Consider the following 15,172-nt stretch of genomic DNA (forward strand, 5'->3'; position numbering starts at 1 on the left):
TCCCGGGGCCGTTCAGGGGTCCGATGAGGGCGCCGTCTACACTGACGCGGTGCCGACCCCTGCCGCCTCAGAGACCGCCGCCCCCCGGGCCTCCTCGCGCCCGATCGCGTGGCTGCGCGAGAACCGCGACTCCGCCGCCGTGCTGTGGTGCGGCTTCGCCCTCGTGCACGTCCTGCTCTCCCTGCTCGCGCTCTACGCCCCGGGACTGCCGATGGGGGACGTCAGCGTCGTCTACAAGGGCTGGATGCGGACCGCCGTCGAGGGCGGCGGGCTCGTCGGCTTCGACGGCGGCTGGGTCTACCCGATCCTCGCCCTGGTGCCGATCAGCGCCGCCTGGCTCTTCGGAGAGGCGGGCTACGACCTGACCTGGCTGGCCGGCGTGCTCGCCGTCGATGCGGCGGCCTTCGCGCTCCTCCTGCACCGGGGCGTCCCCGCCCGGCTCGCCGCGGCGCGCTGGTGGCTGCTCTTCCTGGTGCTCCTCGGGCCGATCGCCGTCGGCCGGATCGACGCCTTCACCGTTCCGCTCGCCATCGCCGGGCTGCTCTGGGCCTCGAGCCGCCCGGTGATCGCGGCGCTCGCGCTCACCGTCGCCACCTGGATCAAGGTCTGGCCCGCGGCCCTGCTGGGCGCCGCCGTCCTGGTGCTGCGCGGCCGCTGGCGGCTCGTGGCGGTCGGTGCCGGGCTCTCCGTCGCGATCATCGCCGGCGTGTACGCGCTCGGCGGCGGCGAGTACGTCTTCAGCTTCGTCACCGACCAGACCACGCGCGGTCTGCAGATCGAGGCGCCCGTCAGCACGCTCTGGATGTGGCTCTCGATCGGCGGCTGGGCCGGCAGCTACGTCTGGTACGCGGCCGACATCAACACCTTCGAGATGCACGGCCCGTTCACCGACGTCGCCGCCGAGCTGATGAACCCGGCGCTCGCGCTCGCGGTGATCGGCACGGTGCTGCTCGGCCTGCGCGCGCTGCGGGCGAAGGCGTCGCCGGTGCGGCTGCTGCCGCTGCTGAGCCTCGGGCTCGTCCTGGTGCTGATCGACATCAACAAGGTGCTCTCGCCGCAGTACATCGTCTGGCTCGCGCCGCCGGTGATCGTCGGGCTCGTCGTGGCCGGTCGCGACTTCGCGACGCCGGCGAAGCTGACCCTGGCGATCGCGGTGTTCACGCAGATCGTCTACCCGTACCTCTACCTCTTCCTGCTCTGGTCGAACGCGGGCATGGTGCTGGCGCTGACCGTGCGCAACGTCCTGCTGCTCGTGCTGCTCGGCTGGGTGCTCCGCGAGCTGTGGCGGACGGGGAGCCGCGCGAAGGACGTCTCGCCGGAGGCCTCGGGGGAGCGGTCGCCGCTCGCGCAGGCCGTGGTGACCGACGGCGCCGTCGGCGGTCCGCGCGCCTAGGCTGGACGGCGGGTCCGGTGGTCGGGTCCGCTGGGAGGTCCCTCGTGCTGGTCGCATTCTCCGTCGCTCCGTCCGGCGGTGAGGGTCCCGACGCCTCCGTCCACGACGCCGTCGCCGCCGCCGTCCGCATCGTCCGCGACTCCGGCCTGCCGAATCGCACGACCTCGATGTTCACCGAGCTCGAGGGCGAGTGGGACGAGGTCTTCGACGTGATCAAGCGCGCCACCGAGGCGGTCGGCGCCTACGGGTCGCGGGTCTCGCTGGTGCTGAAGGCCGACATCCGGCCCGGCTACTCGGGCGAGATCGACGCGAAGATCGAGCGGCTCGGCCGCGCGCTCGAGGAGTGAGGCACGCGAAAGCGCTCTCCGACTCGAATCGTTTCGATCCGCTTCCGATCCTCGCTATCGTGGTCCGGTGACCCTCTCCCCGGCCCGGACCCGCCTCGCCCTGCTCGCCCTCGCGATGGGGGGCTTCGGCATCGGCTCGACCGAGTTCGTCGCGATGGGGCTGCTGCCGCAGCTCGCCGCCGACCTGCTCCCGGACGTCTACGCCGCGAGCTCCGAGCAGGCGAACTCGCAGGCCGGACTGCTGATCTCCGCCTACGCGCTCGGCGTCGTCGTCGGTGCTCCGACGATCGCCGCGGCCGCCGCTCGCTGGCCGCGCAAGCGCCTGCTGCTGATCCTGCTGGCCGCGTTCACGATCGGGACCGTCGCCTCGGCCCTGCTGCCGACCTTCCCGCTCGTGCTGGCCGCCCGCTTCGTCGCGGCGCTTCCGCACGGCGCGTACTTCGGCATCGCCTCGCTCGTCGCCGCGGACCTGATGGGGCCGGGCAAGCGCGGCAAGGGCGTCGCCTTCGTGCTGTCGGGGCTCACGATCGCGAACGTGGTCGGGGTGCCCGCCATCACCTGGGTGGGGCAGAACGCGGGCTGGCGCAGCGCGTACCTCGTCGTCGCGGCGATCTTCGCAGTGACCGTGGTGGCCGTGTGGCTGCTCGTGCCGTTCCAGCGGGGGAACCCGGGCGCGACCATGCGCAACGAGCTGAAGGCGTTCGGCCGGCTGCAGGTCTGGATGACCCTGCTGATCGGCGCGATCGGCTTCGGCGGGCTCTTCGCGATGTACAGCTACATCACGCCGCTGTCGACCGAGGTGACCGGGCTGCCGCTGGGCGCGGTGCCGTGGATCCTGGTGGTGATCGGCCTGGGCATGACGGTCGGCAACCTGGCGGGCGGCTGGGCGGCCGACCGGAACGTGCGGCTCGCGCTCGTGGTGCTGTTCCTCGGGGTGCTCGTCTCGCTGATCGGCCTGGCGCTGACCGCGACGTCGGTCGTGGGCCTGGTCGTGTTCACGTTCCTCGCGGCGGGCTTCTCGGCGGGGGCGTCGCCGGCCATCCAGACCCGGCTGATGGACGTCGCCCGCGACAGCCAGACCATCGCCGCGGCGCTGAACCACTCCGCACTCAACATCGGCAACTCCGTCGGCGCCGCGCTCGGCGGGGTCACGATCGCCGCCGGCCTCGGCTACCTGTCGCCGATCTGGGTGGGCGTGGTCCTCACCGCGGCCGGCATCCTGCTCGCGTTCGCCAGCATCGCCATCGACCGGGCCCGCGGCACCGTCGACGCGCCGCGCGACCCCGCCCGCCCCGCCACGGGCAGCGTCCCGGTCAACGCCCTGTAGGGCTTCGCTGCCGCACATGCAGGCACCGGACGGGGGTCTGCATGCCACCCTGTCGACGCCGGTGGGTCTCGATACGCCCCTGCGGGGCTACTCGACCAGCATGGAAGAGGGCACGGATCTATCGTGACTGAGGACCGCGCATGCTGATCGAGTAGCCCGCGCGAGCGGGCGTATCGAGATCCACCGGCAACGCACGGGGGGTCTGCAGGCCGCTCTGTTGACGTCGGTGGGTCTCGATACGCCCCTGCGGGGCTACTCGACCAGCATGGAAGGGGGCACTACTCGGTGGGTCTTGCCTGCAGACGAGCCAGCCACGCAGCGGCGCAGACGGAAATCCGCGTGCCAGCGGATTTCCGCAGCCGCGGCGAGACGCTCTGCGGAACGCGCCCACTTCGTGGAGCCGACTGCGGCGGGGGCGGGCGGGGACCGCCCCCGCGAACGGATTCAATTCGTCGCGCCGCGCGGCGCGACGAATTCAATCCGTTTCGATCAAGATGCCGTCGTGGATGGCGCGCTTGCGCAGCGCGACCTTGGTGCCGACGTCGATGCCGACCACGCGGTACTTCTCGCGGATGCGCTTGAGGTAGGACTTCGCGGTCTCCTCGGAGATGCCGAGCTCGAAGGCGACGGACTTGACGGGCTCGCCGCCGCCGTAGAGCGCCATCACCCGGCGCTCCTGCGCGCTGAGCTTGGGGGCGCCGTCGGAGTCGCCGGTGGAGAGCGCCATGTCGAGCTCGTGCGAGATGTAGGAGTGGCCGTCCTTGGCCGCGCGGATCGCCTCGACGATCATGTCGGCGTCCTCCGTCTTGACGAGGTAGCCGAGGGCGCCGGAGGCGAGGGCCTCGCGGACCACGGCCGGCTCGGAGTAGGTGCTCATCAGCACGGTCTTCACGCCGGTGGTCTTCAGGGTGGAGAGCTTGACCGAGATCGGGATGTTGTCCTTGAGGTCCAGGTCGAGCAGCACGACGTCGACGGGGAACTCGGGGTGGGTGAGCAGCTCCGGCCAGGAGGCGACCGCGGCGACCAGCTGGATGTCCGACGCGGCGCCGCGGATCCATTCCGTGAGGGCACCGAGGAGCATCTTGTGATCGTCGACCACGGCGAGCGTGATCTTCGGTTCTGCGGTGGAGGTCATCGGTGTCCTTCGGCTCGGCGGGAGGGCGGGGCGGTCGTCTCTGCTCAGCGATCGGCCGGATTCTCGACGTAGCAGTCGATCTCGATCCGGAGCGCGTCGTCGTGGGACGTGTCGCGGAACGCACCGACCTGTGCGATAGCCTCCCACGTCGCGGGATCGACTCCGCGCACGGGCACGCCCTCGGACTGCAGAGTGAGCGGCACCAGCAGGGAGCGCGGCGGCGCGTCGGCGTCCGGTTCGCGCGGTGCTCCGGCCTCGACGTGCAGCACGACGGTGAGCCCGGAGGTGCCGTCGAGGATGAGCCAGATGGCGGAGAGCAGGCCGTCGCGCTGCTGGTGGCCGAGGAGGCCGGCGGTGCCGTCGGGGTCGTGCAGCTCGACGAGCGGGGCCAGCAGCTCGGACTCCTGGATCGCGTGGTGCAGCCAGGTCTCGCGGCGCCCCTCGATCAGGTGCAGCCGGAGGCTGGTCGCGAGCGCGGCGGCGTGCGCGGCCCGGTGCGGGTCGAGCGGCAAGACCGTCGTGCCGTCGCCGACCTCGGCGAGCAGGCGCTCGGCCGCGAGGTCGAGGCGGGCGAGCTCCTCCGAGGCGAGCATGCCGACCGCGTAGCGCGGCCCGAGCGTGGTGCTCTGCACGAGGGCGCGGTCGATCTCGAGCTGCACCATGCGGCGGAAGCCGCGCATCATCACGACGGCGACGACGGCGGGCGCGAGGGTCACGGCCATCGCGCTGATGCGCACCGAGAACGAGGTCTCGTCGCCCGCGCCCATGGCGCCGTAGGCGATCAGCTCGGCGACGGCGATGGCGAGGGCGACCGCGAGGACCTCGATGCTGCGGCGGTGCACGATCATCGCGGCGTGGGCGACCGCGGCGGCCACCGCGGCGGTCGGGACCGCGGCGGACGGGCCGTGCCCGGCGACGGCGATCAGGTCCAGCGCCACGGCCCCGGTGATCCCCACGAGCAGGCCGACGTAGGCGGCCGTGGGCAGCCGCTGCCCGCAGGCGTGGATGGCGACGACGGTCGCCGTGAAGGAGGCGACGAGGAGGAGCCAGGCGACGACGACCAGCCCCGGCCGCGCGTAGTCGTCGACGGTGGCGAGGAAGACCAGGAGCTCGTAGGCCATCAGCGCCGCCGCGATGCCGGTGAGGCCGCTGCCGAGGTAGCTGGTGCCCAGGGTCTCCTGCTGTCCCTTCCGCGCGCGGGCGGAGCGGGGCGAGCCGTCGGGCCGGCGAGGAGCGGCGCCGGGTCCGCCGAGGAGGGGGGAGGCCCGCTCGGTGCCGGCGCTCACTTGGGCACCTCCAGCACCACGGTCGTGCCGGAGCCGGGCGAGCTGAAGAGCCGGGTGCGGCCGCCGACGTCCGCGAGCCTCGCGACGACCGACTCCTTGAAGCCGAGCTTCGTCGCGGGCACCGTGGCGATGTCGAAGCCGGCACCGGCGTCCGTCACCATCGCGCGGACGGTCTGCTCGTCCTCGGTGATGGTGACGTCGGCGGACTCGACACCGGAGTGCCGCCGCACGTTCTCGAGGCACTCGGCGAGGGCGAGCAGGAAGGAGTCGAGCGCGGCGCCCTCGAGGACGACCTCGCCGGAGCCGTGCAGGACGACCTCGAGACCCAGCCGGCCGAACCGGTCCCGGACGTCCTCGAGCGAGGTCGCGGCGGGCGACGCCGTGACGCTGGTCAGCTGGTAGGAGCCGGACGCGCTCGGCGTCGGCGTCCCGCCGAGGCGCAGCTGGCGCAGGAGCTGCGCGTCCTGCGCGGCCTGGCGGCGGAGCGCGTCCTCGGAGACGCCGCGGCCGGAGTGGGCGAGCAGGGTGAGCGTCGCCAGCACCGTGTCGTGCAGGAGCCGCGCTCCCTGGCGGCGCTGCGCCTCCGTCTCGCTGGCCTGCCGCTCGACGCGGTGCGCGTTGCCGATGCTGTCGATGCGCCGGACGACCCGGGGGACGGCCGTGCTGATCCAGAGCGCGAAGCCGGCGAGCGTGCCCCAGGGCAGCAGGCTCTGCACGAGTGCGTTGGACAGCATCGCCTCCTCGGCGACCAGCACGGAGACGACGACGCTCGGCACCAGGACGGGCAGGAGCAGCAGCAGCCGACGGACGGAGGTGGTGATGACGACGGCGACGGTGCTGGTGACGGCGTTGGCGGTGCCGACGAGCACGTACCCCTCGAAGCCGCTGCTCACGCCGATGGCGCTCGCGAGCCCGATGCTCAGCGCCAGGCCGCCGACGGCGAGCAGGAGCACCCAGAGCGTGCGTCCGCTGCGGCCGAGCTGCAGGTGGAGGACGGCGAGTCCGAGGAGCAGCGCCACCGCGAACGGCACGGCGTCGGGCGCCAGCGCCCCGGGGCCGAGGACCAGGGCGATCGCCGTGGCGTCGATCAGGAGGCCGATGCCGCACGCGGACTGGCGGAGGAGGCGGTCGCGCTCGCGAGCGCTGCGGACCAACGGCACGGGCACGCTCCTTCCGGTGGGCGGCGCGGGGCGGACCCCCGTCTCACGATAGTCACAGACCGGCGGTCGGCCCGCGGGACGGCCGGGATCGGGTCAGACCGCCAGGAGCCTCGCGAGGTGGCCGCCGACCGCGTCGTCCTCGATGAGGAAGGCGTCGTGCCCGAACGTCGAGCTGATCACCGCGACCTCGTCGTCGTCGATGTTGCCGCGGGCGTGGGCGGCGATGATCCGCTGCCCGTCCACCGGGAACAGCCGGTCGCTGTCGATCCCGAGCACGAGCGTCGGGCTGGTGATCCGCTCGAGCGCCTCCGCCTCGCCGCCGCGCCCGCGCCCCACGTCGTGCGAGTTCATCGCCTCGACGAGGGTGATGTAGCTGTTGGCGTCGAAGCGCCGGGTGAACTTGTTGCCGTGGAAGTCGAGGTAGGACTCGACCGCGAACCGGCCGCCGCCGCCCAGGGGGCTGAGGCCGGACTGCCAGCTCCGCTCGAAGCGGTCGTTGAGCTCGGACGGGCTGCGGTAGTTGAGCAGCGCCATCCGGCGGGCCAGCGCGAGGCCGTGGTACGGGCCCTTGCCGTCGCCGGCGTCGTAGTAGGCGCCGCCCGCGAAGGCGGCGTCGTTGCGGATCGCCTCGAGCTGGACGAAGTTGAGCGCGATCTGGTCGGAGGTGGCGCGCGGAGGAGCGGCGAGGACGGCGAGCCGGGCGACCCGCTCGGGGTGGTCGATGCCCCACTCCAGGGCCTGCATCCCGCCCATCGAGCCGCCGATGACGGTGTGCCAGCGGTCGATGCCGAGCCGGTCGGCGAAGAGCGCCTGCACGGCGACCTGGTCGCGGATCGTCGTGTACGGGAAGCGCGCACCCCACTCGTGCCCGTCGGGGGCGAGCGAGGCGGGGCCGGTCGAGCCCTGGCAGCCGCCGAGCATGTTCGGAGCGACGACGAAGTAGCGGTCGGTGTCGATCACGAGACCGGGGCCGACGAGCCCGGACCACCAGCCGTCGGTCGCGTGACCCGGGTCACCGCGGCCGATCAGGTGCGAGTCGCCGGTCAGCGCGTGCAGGACGAGGATCGCGTTGTCGCGCGCGGGGGAGAGCTCGCCCCAGCTCTCGTACGCCACCCGGACGTGGGGGAGGCGACCGCCCGCCTCGAAGGCGAACGGGCCGATCTCGACGAAGCGCCGCCCGCCGGGGTGGTCGCCCTCGCGCCAGGCGCCGGTGGCGGGCGGCTTGCCGATCACCGAGCGGAGCTGGCGCTCGGTGACGAACGCCGAAGGGACGGTGTCCTCGAGTGTCTGCTGCCAGTCCATAGCGGTGTCCATCGTGGCAGAGCGCGGCGGGCGCCCGGCCTTTGTTACGCGGGGGTGACGCTCGTCCTGCTGATCGAGTAGGCCGCGGCGCGGCCGCCCGCCCATGCTGATCGAGTAGGCCGCGGAGCGGACCCCTGCTGATCGAGTAGGCCGCGGAGCGGCCGTATCGAGATCCGCCGTTCTCAGCACGGTGGGTCTCGATACGCCGCTGCGCGGCTACTCGACCAGCATGAAGGGCGCCGCTGCGCGGCTGCTCAACGGACGGAGGCGCGCCGTTTCATGCTGATCGAGTAGGCCGCGGAGCGGCCGTATCGAGATCCGCCGTTCTCAGCACGGTGGGTCTCGATACGCCGCTGCGCGGCTGCTCGACCAGCATGACGGGGCCGTCAGGCGTTGGCGCGGGAGGCCTCGACGACGCTGCGGGCGGCCTGCAGGGCCTGGGCGAGGTCGGCGCGCAGGTCGTCGATGTTCTCGAGGCCGACCGAGAGGCGGACGAGCCCGGGGGTGACGCCGGCGGTGAGCTGCTGCTCCGGGGTGAGCTGCGAGTGCGTGGTCGATGCCGGGTGGATCACCAGCGAGCGGACGTCGCCGATGTTCGCCAGGTGCGAGAACAGCACGAGCGAGTCGACGAACGCGCGTCCCGCGTCCACCCCGCCCTTGAGCTCGAACGAGAGCACCGCGCCCACGCCCTTCGGCGCATAGTGGTTCGCCGCCGCGTACCAGGGCGAGGTGGGCAGCCCCGAGTAGTTGACCGTCGCGATGTCGGAGTGGTTCTCGAGGTACTCCGCGATCTCCTGCGCGTTCTGCACGTGGCGCTCGATCCGCAGCGACAGCGTCTCGATGCCCTGGATCAGCTGCCAGGCGCTCGCCGGGGCGATCGAGGCGCCGAGGTCGCGCAGCAGCTGCACGCGGGCCTTGATGATGTAGGCGAGGGAGTCGCCGACCGCGTCCGTGTACACGGCGCCGTGGTACGAGTGGTCCGGCGTGGTCAGCCCGGGGAACTTCGCCGCGTTCGCGGTCCAGGAGAAGGTGCCGCCGTCGACGATCGCGCCGCCGATCACCGTGCCGTGACCACCGAGGAACTTCGTCGCCGAGTGCACGATGATGTCCGCGCCGTGCTCGAACGGGCGGATCAGGTACGGCGTCGCGATGGTGTTGTCGACGATCAGCGGGACGCCCGCCGCGTGCGCGACATCGGCCACGGCGCGGATGTCGAGGATGTTGATCTTCGGGTTGCCGATGGTCTCGGCGAAGAAGAGCTTGGTGTTCGGGCGGACCGCGCGGCGCCACTCCTCCTGGTCGTCCTGGTTCTCGACGAAGGTCGTCTCGATGCCGAGCTTGGCCAGCGTGTACTTGAAGAGGTTGTAGGTGCCGCCGTAGATCGACGACGACGAGACGAGGTGGTCGCCCGCCTGCGCGATGTTGAGGACCGCCGCGGTCTCGGCCGCCTGGCCGGACGCGAGCAGCAGCGCCCCGGAGCCGCCCTCGAGCGCGGTGAGGCGCTCCTCGACGACGGCCTGCGTCGGGTTCTGGATGCGGGTGTAGATGTTGCCGAACTCCGCGAGCGAGAAGAGGTTCTTCGCGTGCTCGGCGTTGTCGAAGACGTAGGAGGTGGTCTGGTAGATCGGGGTCGCGCGCGCCTTGGTGACGGGATCGGGCGCAGCTCCGGAGTGGATCTGCTTGGTCTCGAACTGCCACTTCTCGGAGTCGGTCATGGTGCATCCCATCGCATCGTCGGTTCGGAACGGAAGGCCGTTCCCCGTCGCGACGAGCCTAGGTGCGGGTCCCCGGCGCGGCCAGGGCGCCCGACACACGGGGTAACCGCGACGGATCAGCGGCCGGTGCGGATCCCGGACGTCGGATGCGGGTCGCGCTTGGACCCGGTCGGGTCGGCCCGGTTCGGGCGCTCGGGCCGCTCGTCGACCACCGGCGCGAACAGCCACGCCGCCCTCGGCTCGACGATCTTGTGGAAGACGGTGCGCGTCCAGCCCAGCGAGAGCACGATCGCGACCGCGATGCAGAAGACGATCATCAGGATCAGCGCGACCGTGCTCTCGGTCGCGGACAGCAGCCCGGACTCGCGCAGCGGGTAGAGGACGAAGCTGTGCAGCAGGTAGACGTACATCGTCGACTGCCCCCAGGCCGTCATCGCGGTGCGTCGGCGCGGGATCAGGCTGAACAGCGCGAGCGAGAGCACGACCGCGGTCGCCATCAGCGCAAGCCGGACGAGCCCCGCCCACCACGCGGTCTCGCCGAGCGCGTCGTACGGCCGGTCGTAGAAGAACCAGTAGCGCAGATCCGCCGCGCGGAAGGCGTCGATGTTGACGGTCATCACGACGACCGTCGCCGCGAAGAGCGCGACGGCGATCACCCGGGAGAGCAGGATCTGCCGCGGCGTCAGGTCGAGCCAGCGGTCCACCAGCAGCCGCGAGCCGGCCTTCCAGCCGCGCAGCCGCCAGCCGAAGACGAAGAACGGCAGGATCCCGATCGCCCGCGCGAGCGAGAAGGTCGAGTCGATGTTGTCGTAGTAGCTGACGCCGACGGCGAGGACCACGCTGATCAGCAGCGGCCAGCGCAGCAGCGCGAGGTAGGGGAGGACCAGCCGGAAGATCCCGAGCGCGAGCAGGAACCACAGCGTCCAGCTCGGCTTGGTCGGGTTGAACTCCTGCTTGCCCTCGACCGCGAACTGCACCAGCGTCCAGATCGTCTCCATGATCAGGTAGGGCAGCAGGATGTCGGTGAGCACCCGGCGCATCGCGCGGGCGTTCGGCGCTCCGCCCTTGGAGAAGTAGCCGGAGATGATCGCGAAGGCCGGCATGTGGAAGGCGTAGATCGTCAGGTAGACGACGAGCGACGTGTCCGAGTTCGCGGTCAGCCGCTGGATGCCGTGGCCGATCACCACGAGCGCGACGCAGACGAAGCGGGCGTTGTCCCAGAGGGGCACGCGGCGCTTGGGGGCGGTGGGCGACCCGGCGGTGGCGGGAGCCGGGTCGGCGGGCTGCATGCGGCCAGGCTAGCGTTGGCTCCGACGACGGAGTCGATGGTGTCCGAGGCTTGACGGAAAGAGGACGAGCGTGGTTCGACGCGTCGTGGTGACAGGAGCGAGTTCGGGGATCGGTGCGGCGACGGTCCGCCTGTTCCGCGAGCACGGCTGGGACGTGGTGGCGGTCGCCCGCCGCCGGGAGCGGCTGGAGGCGCTCGCCGCGGAGACCGGGGCGGGCCTGTTCGTCGCCGATCTCACCGACGCGGCGCAGGTCGACGCGCTGCGCGACCACCTCGCGGAGACCGGTGCGGTGCACGCGCTCGTCAACAACGCCGGCGGCGCGCTCGGCCTCGACTCGGTCGAGGCGTCCGACCCCGCCGACTGGACCCGGATGTTCGAGATCAACGTGCTCTCGGTCAAGCTCGTCACGAGCGCTCTGCTCCCGCTGCTCCGGGCGGGCATCGCCGACGCCGGCTCCGAGGGCTCGGCCGACATCGTCACCGTCACCTCGATCGCAGGCCACGTCGCCTACGAGGGCGGCGGCGGCTACAACGCCGCGAAGTTCGCCGCGCACGCGCTCGTCGCGGTCCTGCGCCTCGAGCTCGCCGGCGAGCCGATCCGCGTGATCGAGATCGCGCCCGGGATGGTGCACACCGAGGAGTTCTCCCTGGTCCGCTTCGGCGGCGACAAGGAGCGGGCCGACAAGGTCTACGCCGAGGTCCCGGCCCCGCTGGTGGCCGAGGACGTCGCCGCGGCGATCGTCTCCTCCGTCGAGCTGCCGCCGCACGTCAACCTCGATCTGGTGACGATCAAGCCGGTGGCGCAGGCCGCCCCGCACAAGGTGATCAAGGGCGCGCTCACCCCGAAGGCGTGACAGGTGCCCGTCGCGGGGCCCCGTGATGTGACGCGGGGCCTCGCGACGCTCTAGCCTGTCCCTCATGGTTTCCGACGCCGACGACTCCGCCGCCCTCCTCGCCGCCACGGAGAAGGAGGTCCTCGGCTGGCTCGAGTTCGGTGACGCCGCTCGCCATCTCGCCGACGACGTCGTCGCCTCCGGCTACCGCCCGGAGCTGGTCGTGGCCATCGCGCGCGGCGGTCTGCTGCTCGCGGGCGCGGTCGCCTACGCGCTGGGCATCAAGAGCTGCGGTGCGCTGAACGTCGAGTTCTACACCGGCGTCGAGGCGCGGCTGGCGGCCCCGGTCGTGCTGCCGCCGCTGCTGGACGAGGCGTCGGTGCGCGGCAAGCGCATCCTCCTGGTCGACGACGTCTCCGACTCCGGCCACACCCTCGCCCTCTCGGTCGACCTGATCCGCGCGATGGGCGCCGAGGTGCAGACCGTCACGCTCTACACGAAGCCCCGCACGGTGCTCGAGCCCGACTTCTTCTGGCGGCGCACGCCGCGCTGGATCGTCTTCCCCTGGTCGGCGCTGCCCCCGGTGGCCGGCGCCCTCGCGGAGGACGACGAGTGAGCGTCCACCTGATCGGCGGCGGCGGCGGAGCGGAGCACGACCCGCAGCTCTACGGAGCGTTCCTGGCGGAGGCGCACGACCGCGCCGTCGACGCCGGCCGCATCGAGGGCCCGCGGATCGCGATCGTCGTCGTGCACGACGGCCTCGGCCCCGAGGTCTACGCGGGCTGGGCCGCGACGCTCGCCACGGTCGGCAAGCTCCTCCCGTTCGCGGTGATGAAGCCCGAGGGCGGCCGGATCGACCCCGCGGTCTTCGACGACGTCGACGGGATCTTCGTCGGCGGCGGACTCACCCCCGCCTACCGCGACGCGCTCGAGGCGTCCTTCCCGCGCCTGCGCGACCTCGTCTCCTCCGGAGTGCCGTACGCCGGCTACTCGGCGGGCGCCGCGGTCGCCGCCGACCGCGCGATCGTCGGCGGCGACCGCATCGGCGGAGTCGCCGTGGCGCCGGAGCACGCGGCCGAGGAGCTGGACGAGGTGACGGTGCTCGAGGGCATCGGCCTCGTCGACGTCTCGATCGACGTGCACGCCGCGCAGTGGGGCACCCTCGGCCGCCTGGTCGCGGCCGTCGAGGCCGGACTGGTGGACGGCGGCGTCGCGATCGACGAGTCAACCGTCCTCACCGTCGGCACGGGTGCCCTGCGCGTCCGCGGCGCCGGCTCGGTCTGGCGCGCGAGCGCGGGCGAGGCCGGAGTGTCGGTCGCCACCCTCGCCGCGAGCTGAGCGTGGACCTGCAGGAGCTGGCGGGTGCCGGCCTGATCGACCGCGGCTGGGCCGAGGCGCTCGCCCCGGTCGCCGGCGACATCGCGGCGATGGGCGACTTCCTCCGTGCGGAAGTGGCGGCAGGGCGGCCCTACCTCCCCGCCGGGGCGCAGGTGCTCCGCGCGTTCGCCGCGCCCCTGGAGGACGTCCGCGTCCTGATCGTCGGGCAGGACCCGTATCCGACACCCGGGCACCCGATCGGGCTGTCCTTCGCGGTGGACCGGCACGTCCGGCCGCTGCCGCGCAGTCTGCAGAACATCTACCGCGAGCTCCGCGACGACCTCGGTGTCGCCCCGCCCGAGCACGGCGATCTCAGCGGCTGGACGCGCAGCGGCGTGCTGCTGCTCAACCGCGTGCTCACCGTCGCGCCGGGCGCACCCGCCTCGCACCGCGGCAAGGGCTGGGAGCGGGTCACCGAGCACGCGATCCGCACGCTCGTCGCCCGCGAGCAGCCGCTCGTCGCGATCCTCTGGGGGCGCGACGCGGCGAACCTCCGGCCGCTGCTGGGCGACTCCGGGATCGTCGAGAGCGTTCATCCCAGCCCGCTGTCCGCCTCCCGCGGCTTCTTCGGCTCGCGCCCGTTCAGCCGCGCGAACGAGCTGCTCGCCGAGCGCGGGGCCGAGCCCGTCGACTGGGCGCTCCTGCCCTGAGCCTCGGGGCCCGACACCCCGGCCCGCCGCGCGTGCGGTGCTCCGCCACCCCGGCTACGCTGGCCCGGATCGCGGCCGCCGCCCGGGATCAGCGACGCCGACCACCACCGCCGAGAAGGAGCGAGATGCTCGAGGAAGAGTACGAGCAGCGCCGGGTCCTCCCGCCGCACCTGCGCCGGGCGCCCGCCCCCGAGCCAGAGTTCTCCTTCGAGATCCGCGAGGCGCGCAGCGCGGATCTGCCGGACATCCAGGAGATCTACAACCACTACGTCCGGAACACCGTGGTGACCTTCGACGAGGACGACTCGACGCTCAAGGAGTGGCGCTCGAAGTTCGCGCGCAATCAGAAGCTCGGGCTGCCGTTCATCGTGGCCGTCTCGCCGTCGGGGCAGATCCTGGGCTACGCGATGGTGTCGCCGTGGTCGTCCAAGCGCGCCTACCGCTTCACCGTCGAGAACTCGATCTACCTCCGCGCGGCCTCGACCGGCAAGGGCCTCGGCAAGGCGCTGATGACCGAGCTGCTCGACCGGGCGAAGGCGGTCGGCATCCGCCAGGTCATGGCCGTCATCGCCGACAAGGGGGCGGAGGCGTCGCTGACGATGCACGCGAAGTACGGCTTCGTCGAGGTCGGCCGGATGGGCCGCGTCGGCTTCAAGTTCGAGCGCTGGCTGAGCACCGTGCTGATGCAGAAGACGCTGAAGTAGCGCCACCGGCGTCTCTGCGAATGCGCCGGACTGCGAAGAACGGCGCGGGGTCCTTCCCTACACTTGTCGGCATGGAATGGCTCGTCCCGCTCATCGTCGTCGTCGTGCTCGTCGTGATCCTCGGGATCTACCTCTGGGCGACCTACAACTCCCTGGTCACGCTGAACGTCCGCGTGGACGAGGCCTGGAGCGACATCACCGTCCAGCTGAAGCGGCGGGCGGATCTCATCCCGAACGTCATCGACTCGGTGAAGGGCTACGCCTCGCACGAGCGACAGGTGTTCGATTCGGTGACCCGCGCCCGCGCCGAGACGCTCTCCGCGCAGGGTCCGGCCGAGGCGTCCGCCGCCGAGGACCACATGCAGAAGGCGCTGAAGTCGATCTTCGCCGTCGCCGAGGCGTATCCGCAGCTGCAGGCCAGCCAGAACTTCCTGCAGCTGCAGGGCGAGCTGGTCGACTCGGAGGACAGGATCCAGTCGGCCCGCCGCTTCTACAACGGTGGCGTCCGCGAGATGAACACCAAGGTCACCGTCTTCCCCAACACGCTCTTCTCCCGCCGCCTCGGCTTCTCCGAGCGCGAGTTCTTCGAGGTCGGCGACCTCGCCGCCATCTCGGAGCCGCCCCGCGTCCAGTTCTGACGCCACCCACCCGCGCA

Annotated in this window: 15 protein-coding genes; 9 read left to right on the plus strand and 6 right to left on the minus strand. The window is 72.1% G+C overall.

Annotated elements, in window-relative coordinates; all coding sequences use genetic code 11:
* The first annotated feature begins 49 nt into the window (after nt 1–49).
* The 3 genes from EDF17_RS04600 (at nt 50) to EDF17_RS04610 (ending at nt 3,067) form a co-directional block, all read left to right on the plus strand.
* Complete coding sequence (locus EDF17_RS04600; protein ID WP_133671897.1) at nt 50–1,393, plus strand: glycosyltransferase family 87 protein; 1,344 nt, start codon at nt 50–52, stop codon at nt 1,391–1,393.
* 44 nt (nt 1,394–1,437) lie between these two features.
* Entirely contained in the window at nt 1,438–1,740 is a 303-nt protein-coding gene (locus EDF17_RS04605) for a thiamine-binding protein (RefSeq protein ID WP_123444419.1), read from the plus strand.
* Between the two features lie 115 nt (nt 1,741–1,855).
* Nucleotides 1,856–3,067 carry an MFS transporter gene (locus EDF17_RS04610; protein ID WP_123444431.1) on the plus strand — a complete coding sequence of 404 codons (1,212 nt, stop codon included), beginning with the start codon at nt 1,856–1,858 and terminating at the stop codon, nt 3,065–3,067.
* Nucleotides 3,068–3,542: 475 nt separating this feature from the next.
* Here EDF17_RS04610 and EDF17_RS04615 read toward each other — a convergent pair whose 3' ends face one another.
* The 6 genes from EDF17_RS04615 to EDF17_RS04640 form a co-directional block, all read right to left on the minus strand.
* The gene (locus EDF17_RS04615) at nt 3,543–4,202 is read right to left on the minus strand and encodes a response regulator (RefSeq protein ID WP_123445394.1); all 660 of its coding nucleotides are present in this window, start codon (nt 4,200–4,202) and stop codon (nt 3,543–3,545) included.
* 44 nt (nt 4,203–4,246) lie between these two features.
* Entirely contained in the window at nt 4,247–5,488 is a 1,242-nt protein-coding gene (locus EDF17_RS04620) for a hypothetical protein (RefSeq protein ID WP_123445395.1), read from the minus strand.
* Nucleotides 5,485–6,648, minus strand: a complete 1,164-nt coding sequence (locus tag EDF17_RS04625) for an ATP-binding protein (RefSeq protein ID WP_243732788.1) — start codon at nt 6,646–6,648, stop codon at nt 5,485–5,487. The genes EDF17_RS04620 and EDF17_RS04625 overlap by 4 nt, the downstream gene beginning before the upstream one ends.
* Nucleotides 6,649–6,741: 93 nt before the next feature.
* Nucleotides 6,742–7,950 carry a homoserine O-acetyltransferase gene (locus EDF17_RS04630; protein ID WP_123445397.1) on the minus strand — a complete coding sequence of 403 codons (1,209 nt, stop codon included), beginning with the start codon at nt 7,948–7,950 and terminating at the stop codon, nt 6,742–6,744.
* Nucleotides 7,951–8,336: 386 nt separating this feature from the next.
* A complete protein-coding gene (locus tag EDF17_RS04635) occupies nt 8,337–9,665 on the minus strand; it encodes a bifunctional o-acetylhomoserine/o-acetylserine sulfhydrylase (protein ID WP_123445398.1) in 1,329 nt (442 codons plus the stop codon).
* A 116-nt stretch (nt 9,666–9,781) separates the two neighbouring features.
* On the minus strand, nt 9,782–10,954 hold the full coding sequence (locus tag EDF17_RS04640) for an acyltransferase family protein (protein ID WP_123445399.1): 1,173 nt from the start codon (nt 10,952–10,954) through the stop codon (nt 9,782–9,784).
* 70 nt (nt 10,955–11,024) lie between these two features.
* On the opposite strand from EDF17_RS04640, the gene EDF17_RS04645 reads away from it, so the two are divergent.
* The 6 genes from EDF17_RS04645 to EDF17_RS04670 all read left to right on the plus strand — a co-directional run bounded on the left by EDF17_RS04645 (nt 11,025) and on the right by EDF17_RS04670 (nt 15,155).
* Nucleotides 11,025–11,807: an SDR family NAD(P)-dependent oxidoreductase gene (locus EDF17_RS04645; protein ID WP_243586446.1), complete on the plus strand. Its 783-nt coding sequence runs from the start codon at nt 11,025–11,027 to the stop codon at nt 11,805–11,807.
* A 64-nt stretch (nt 11,808–11,871) separates the two neighbouring features.
* A complete protein-coding gene (locus EDF17_RS04650) occupies nt 11,872–12,402 on the plus strand; it encodes a phosphoribosyltransferase (protein ID WP_123445400.1) in 531 nt (176 codons plus the stop codon).
* Nucleotides 12,399–13,124, plus strand: coding sequence for a Type 1 glutamine amidotransferase-like domain-containing protein (locus EDF17_RS04655; RefSeq protein WP_123445401.1), 726 nt, complete (start codon nt 12,399–12,401; stop codon nt 13,122–13,124). The genes EDF17_RS04650 and EDF17_RS04655 overlap by 4 nt, the downstream gene beginning before the upstream one ends.
* A complete protein-coding gene (locus tag EDF17_RS04660) occupies nt 13,121–13,813 on the plus strand; it encodes a uracil-DNA glycosylase (RefSeq protein WP_123445971.1) in 693 nt (230 codons plus the stop codon). The genes EDF17_RS04655 and EDF17_RS04660 overlap by 4 nt, the downstream gene beginning before the upstream one ends.
* Before the next feature lie 125 nt (nt 13,814–13,938).
* Nucleotides 13,939–14,517, plus strand: coding sequence for a GNAT family N-acetyltransferase (locus EDF17_RS04665; protein WP_123445402.1), 579 nt, complete (start codon nt 13,939–13,941; stop codon nt 14,515–14,517).
* A 71-nt stretch (nt 14,518–14,588) separates the two neighbouring features.
* Nucleotides 14,589–15,155 (plus strand): LemA family protein, encoded by a 567-nt coding sequence (locus tag EDF17_RS04670; RefSeq protein WP_123445403.1) that lies wholly within the window; start codon nt 14,589–14,591, stop codon nt 15,153–15,155.
* The last annotated feature ends 17 nt before the right edge of the window (nt 15,156–15,172 follow it).

This window comes from Rathayibacter sp. PhB1, from assembly GCF_004362935.1.
Lineage (GTDB): Bacteria > Actinomycetota > Actinomycetes > Actinomycetales > Microbacteriaceae > Rathayibacter > Rathayibacter festucae.

Excerpts from the sequence above, each read along its gene's own strand:
- EDF17_RS04635 (WP_123445398.1), bottom strand. The coding sequence starts at position 9,665 with ATGACCGACTCCGAGAAGTGGCAGTTCGAGACCAAGCAGATCCACTCC.
- EDF17_RS04630 (WP_123445397.1), bottom strand. The coding sequence starts at position 7,950 with ATGGACTGGCAGCAGACACTCGAGGACACCGTCCCTTCGGCGTTCGTC.
- EDF17_RS04640 (WP_123445399.1), bottom strand. The coding sequence starts at position 10,954 with ATGCAGCCCGCCGACCCGGCTCCCGCCACCGCCGGGTCGCCCACCGCC.
- EDF17_RS04615 (WP_123445394.1), bottom strand. The coding sequence starts at position 4,202 with ATGACCTCCACCGCAGAACCGAAGATCACGCTCGCCGTGGTCGACGAT.
- EDF17_RS04650 (WP_123445400.1), top strand. The coding sequence starts at position 11,872 with ATGGTTTCCGACGCCGACGACTCCGCCGCCCTCCTCGCCGCCACGGAG.
- EDF17_RS04610 (WP_123444431.1), top strand. The coding sequence starts at position 1,856 with ATGGGGGGCTTCGGCATCGGCTCGACCGAGTTCGTCGCGATGGGGCTG.
- EDF17_RS04665 (WP_123445402.1), top strand. The coding sequence starts at position 13,939 with ATGCTCGAGGAAGAGTACGAGCAGCGCCGGGTCCTCCCGCCGCACCTG.
- EDF17_RS04670 (WP_123445403.1), top strand. The coding sequence starts at position 14,589 with ATGGAATGGCTCGTCCCGCTCATCGTCGTCGTCGTGCTCGTCGTGATC.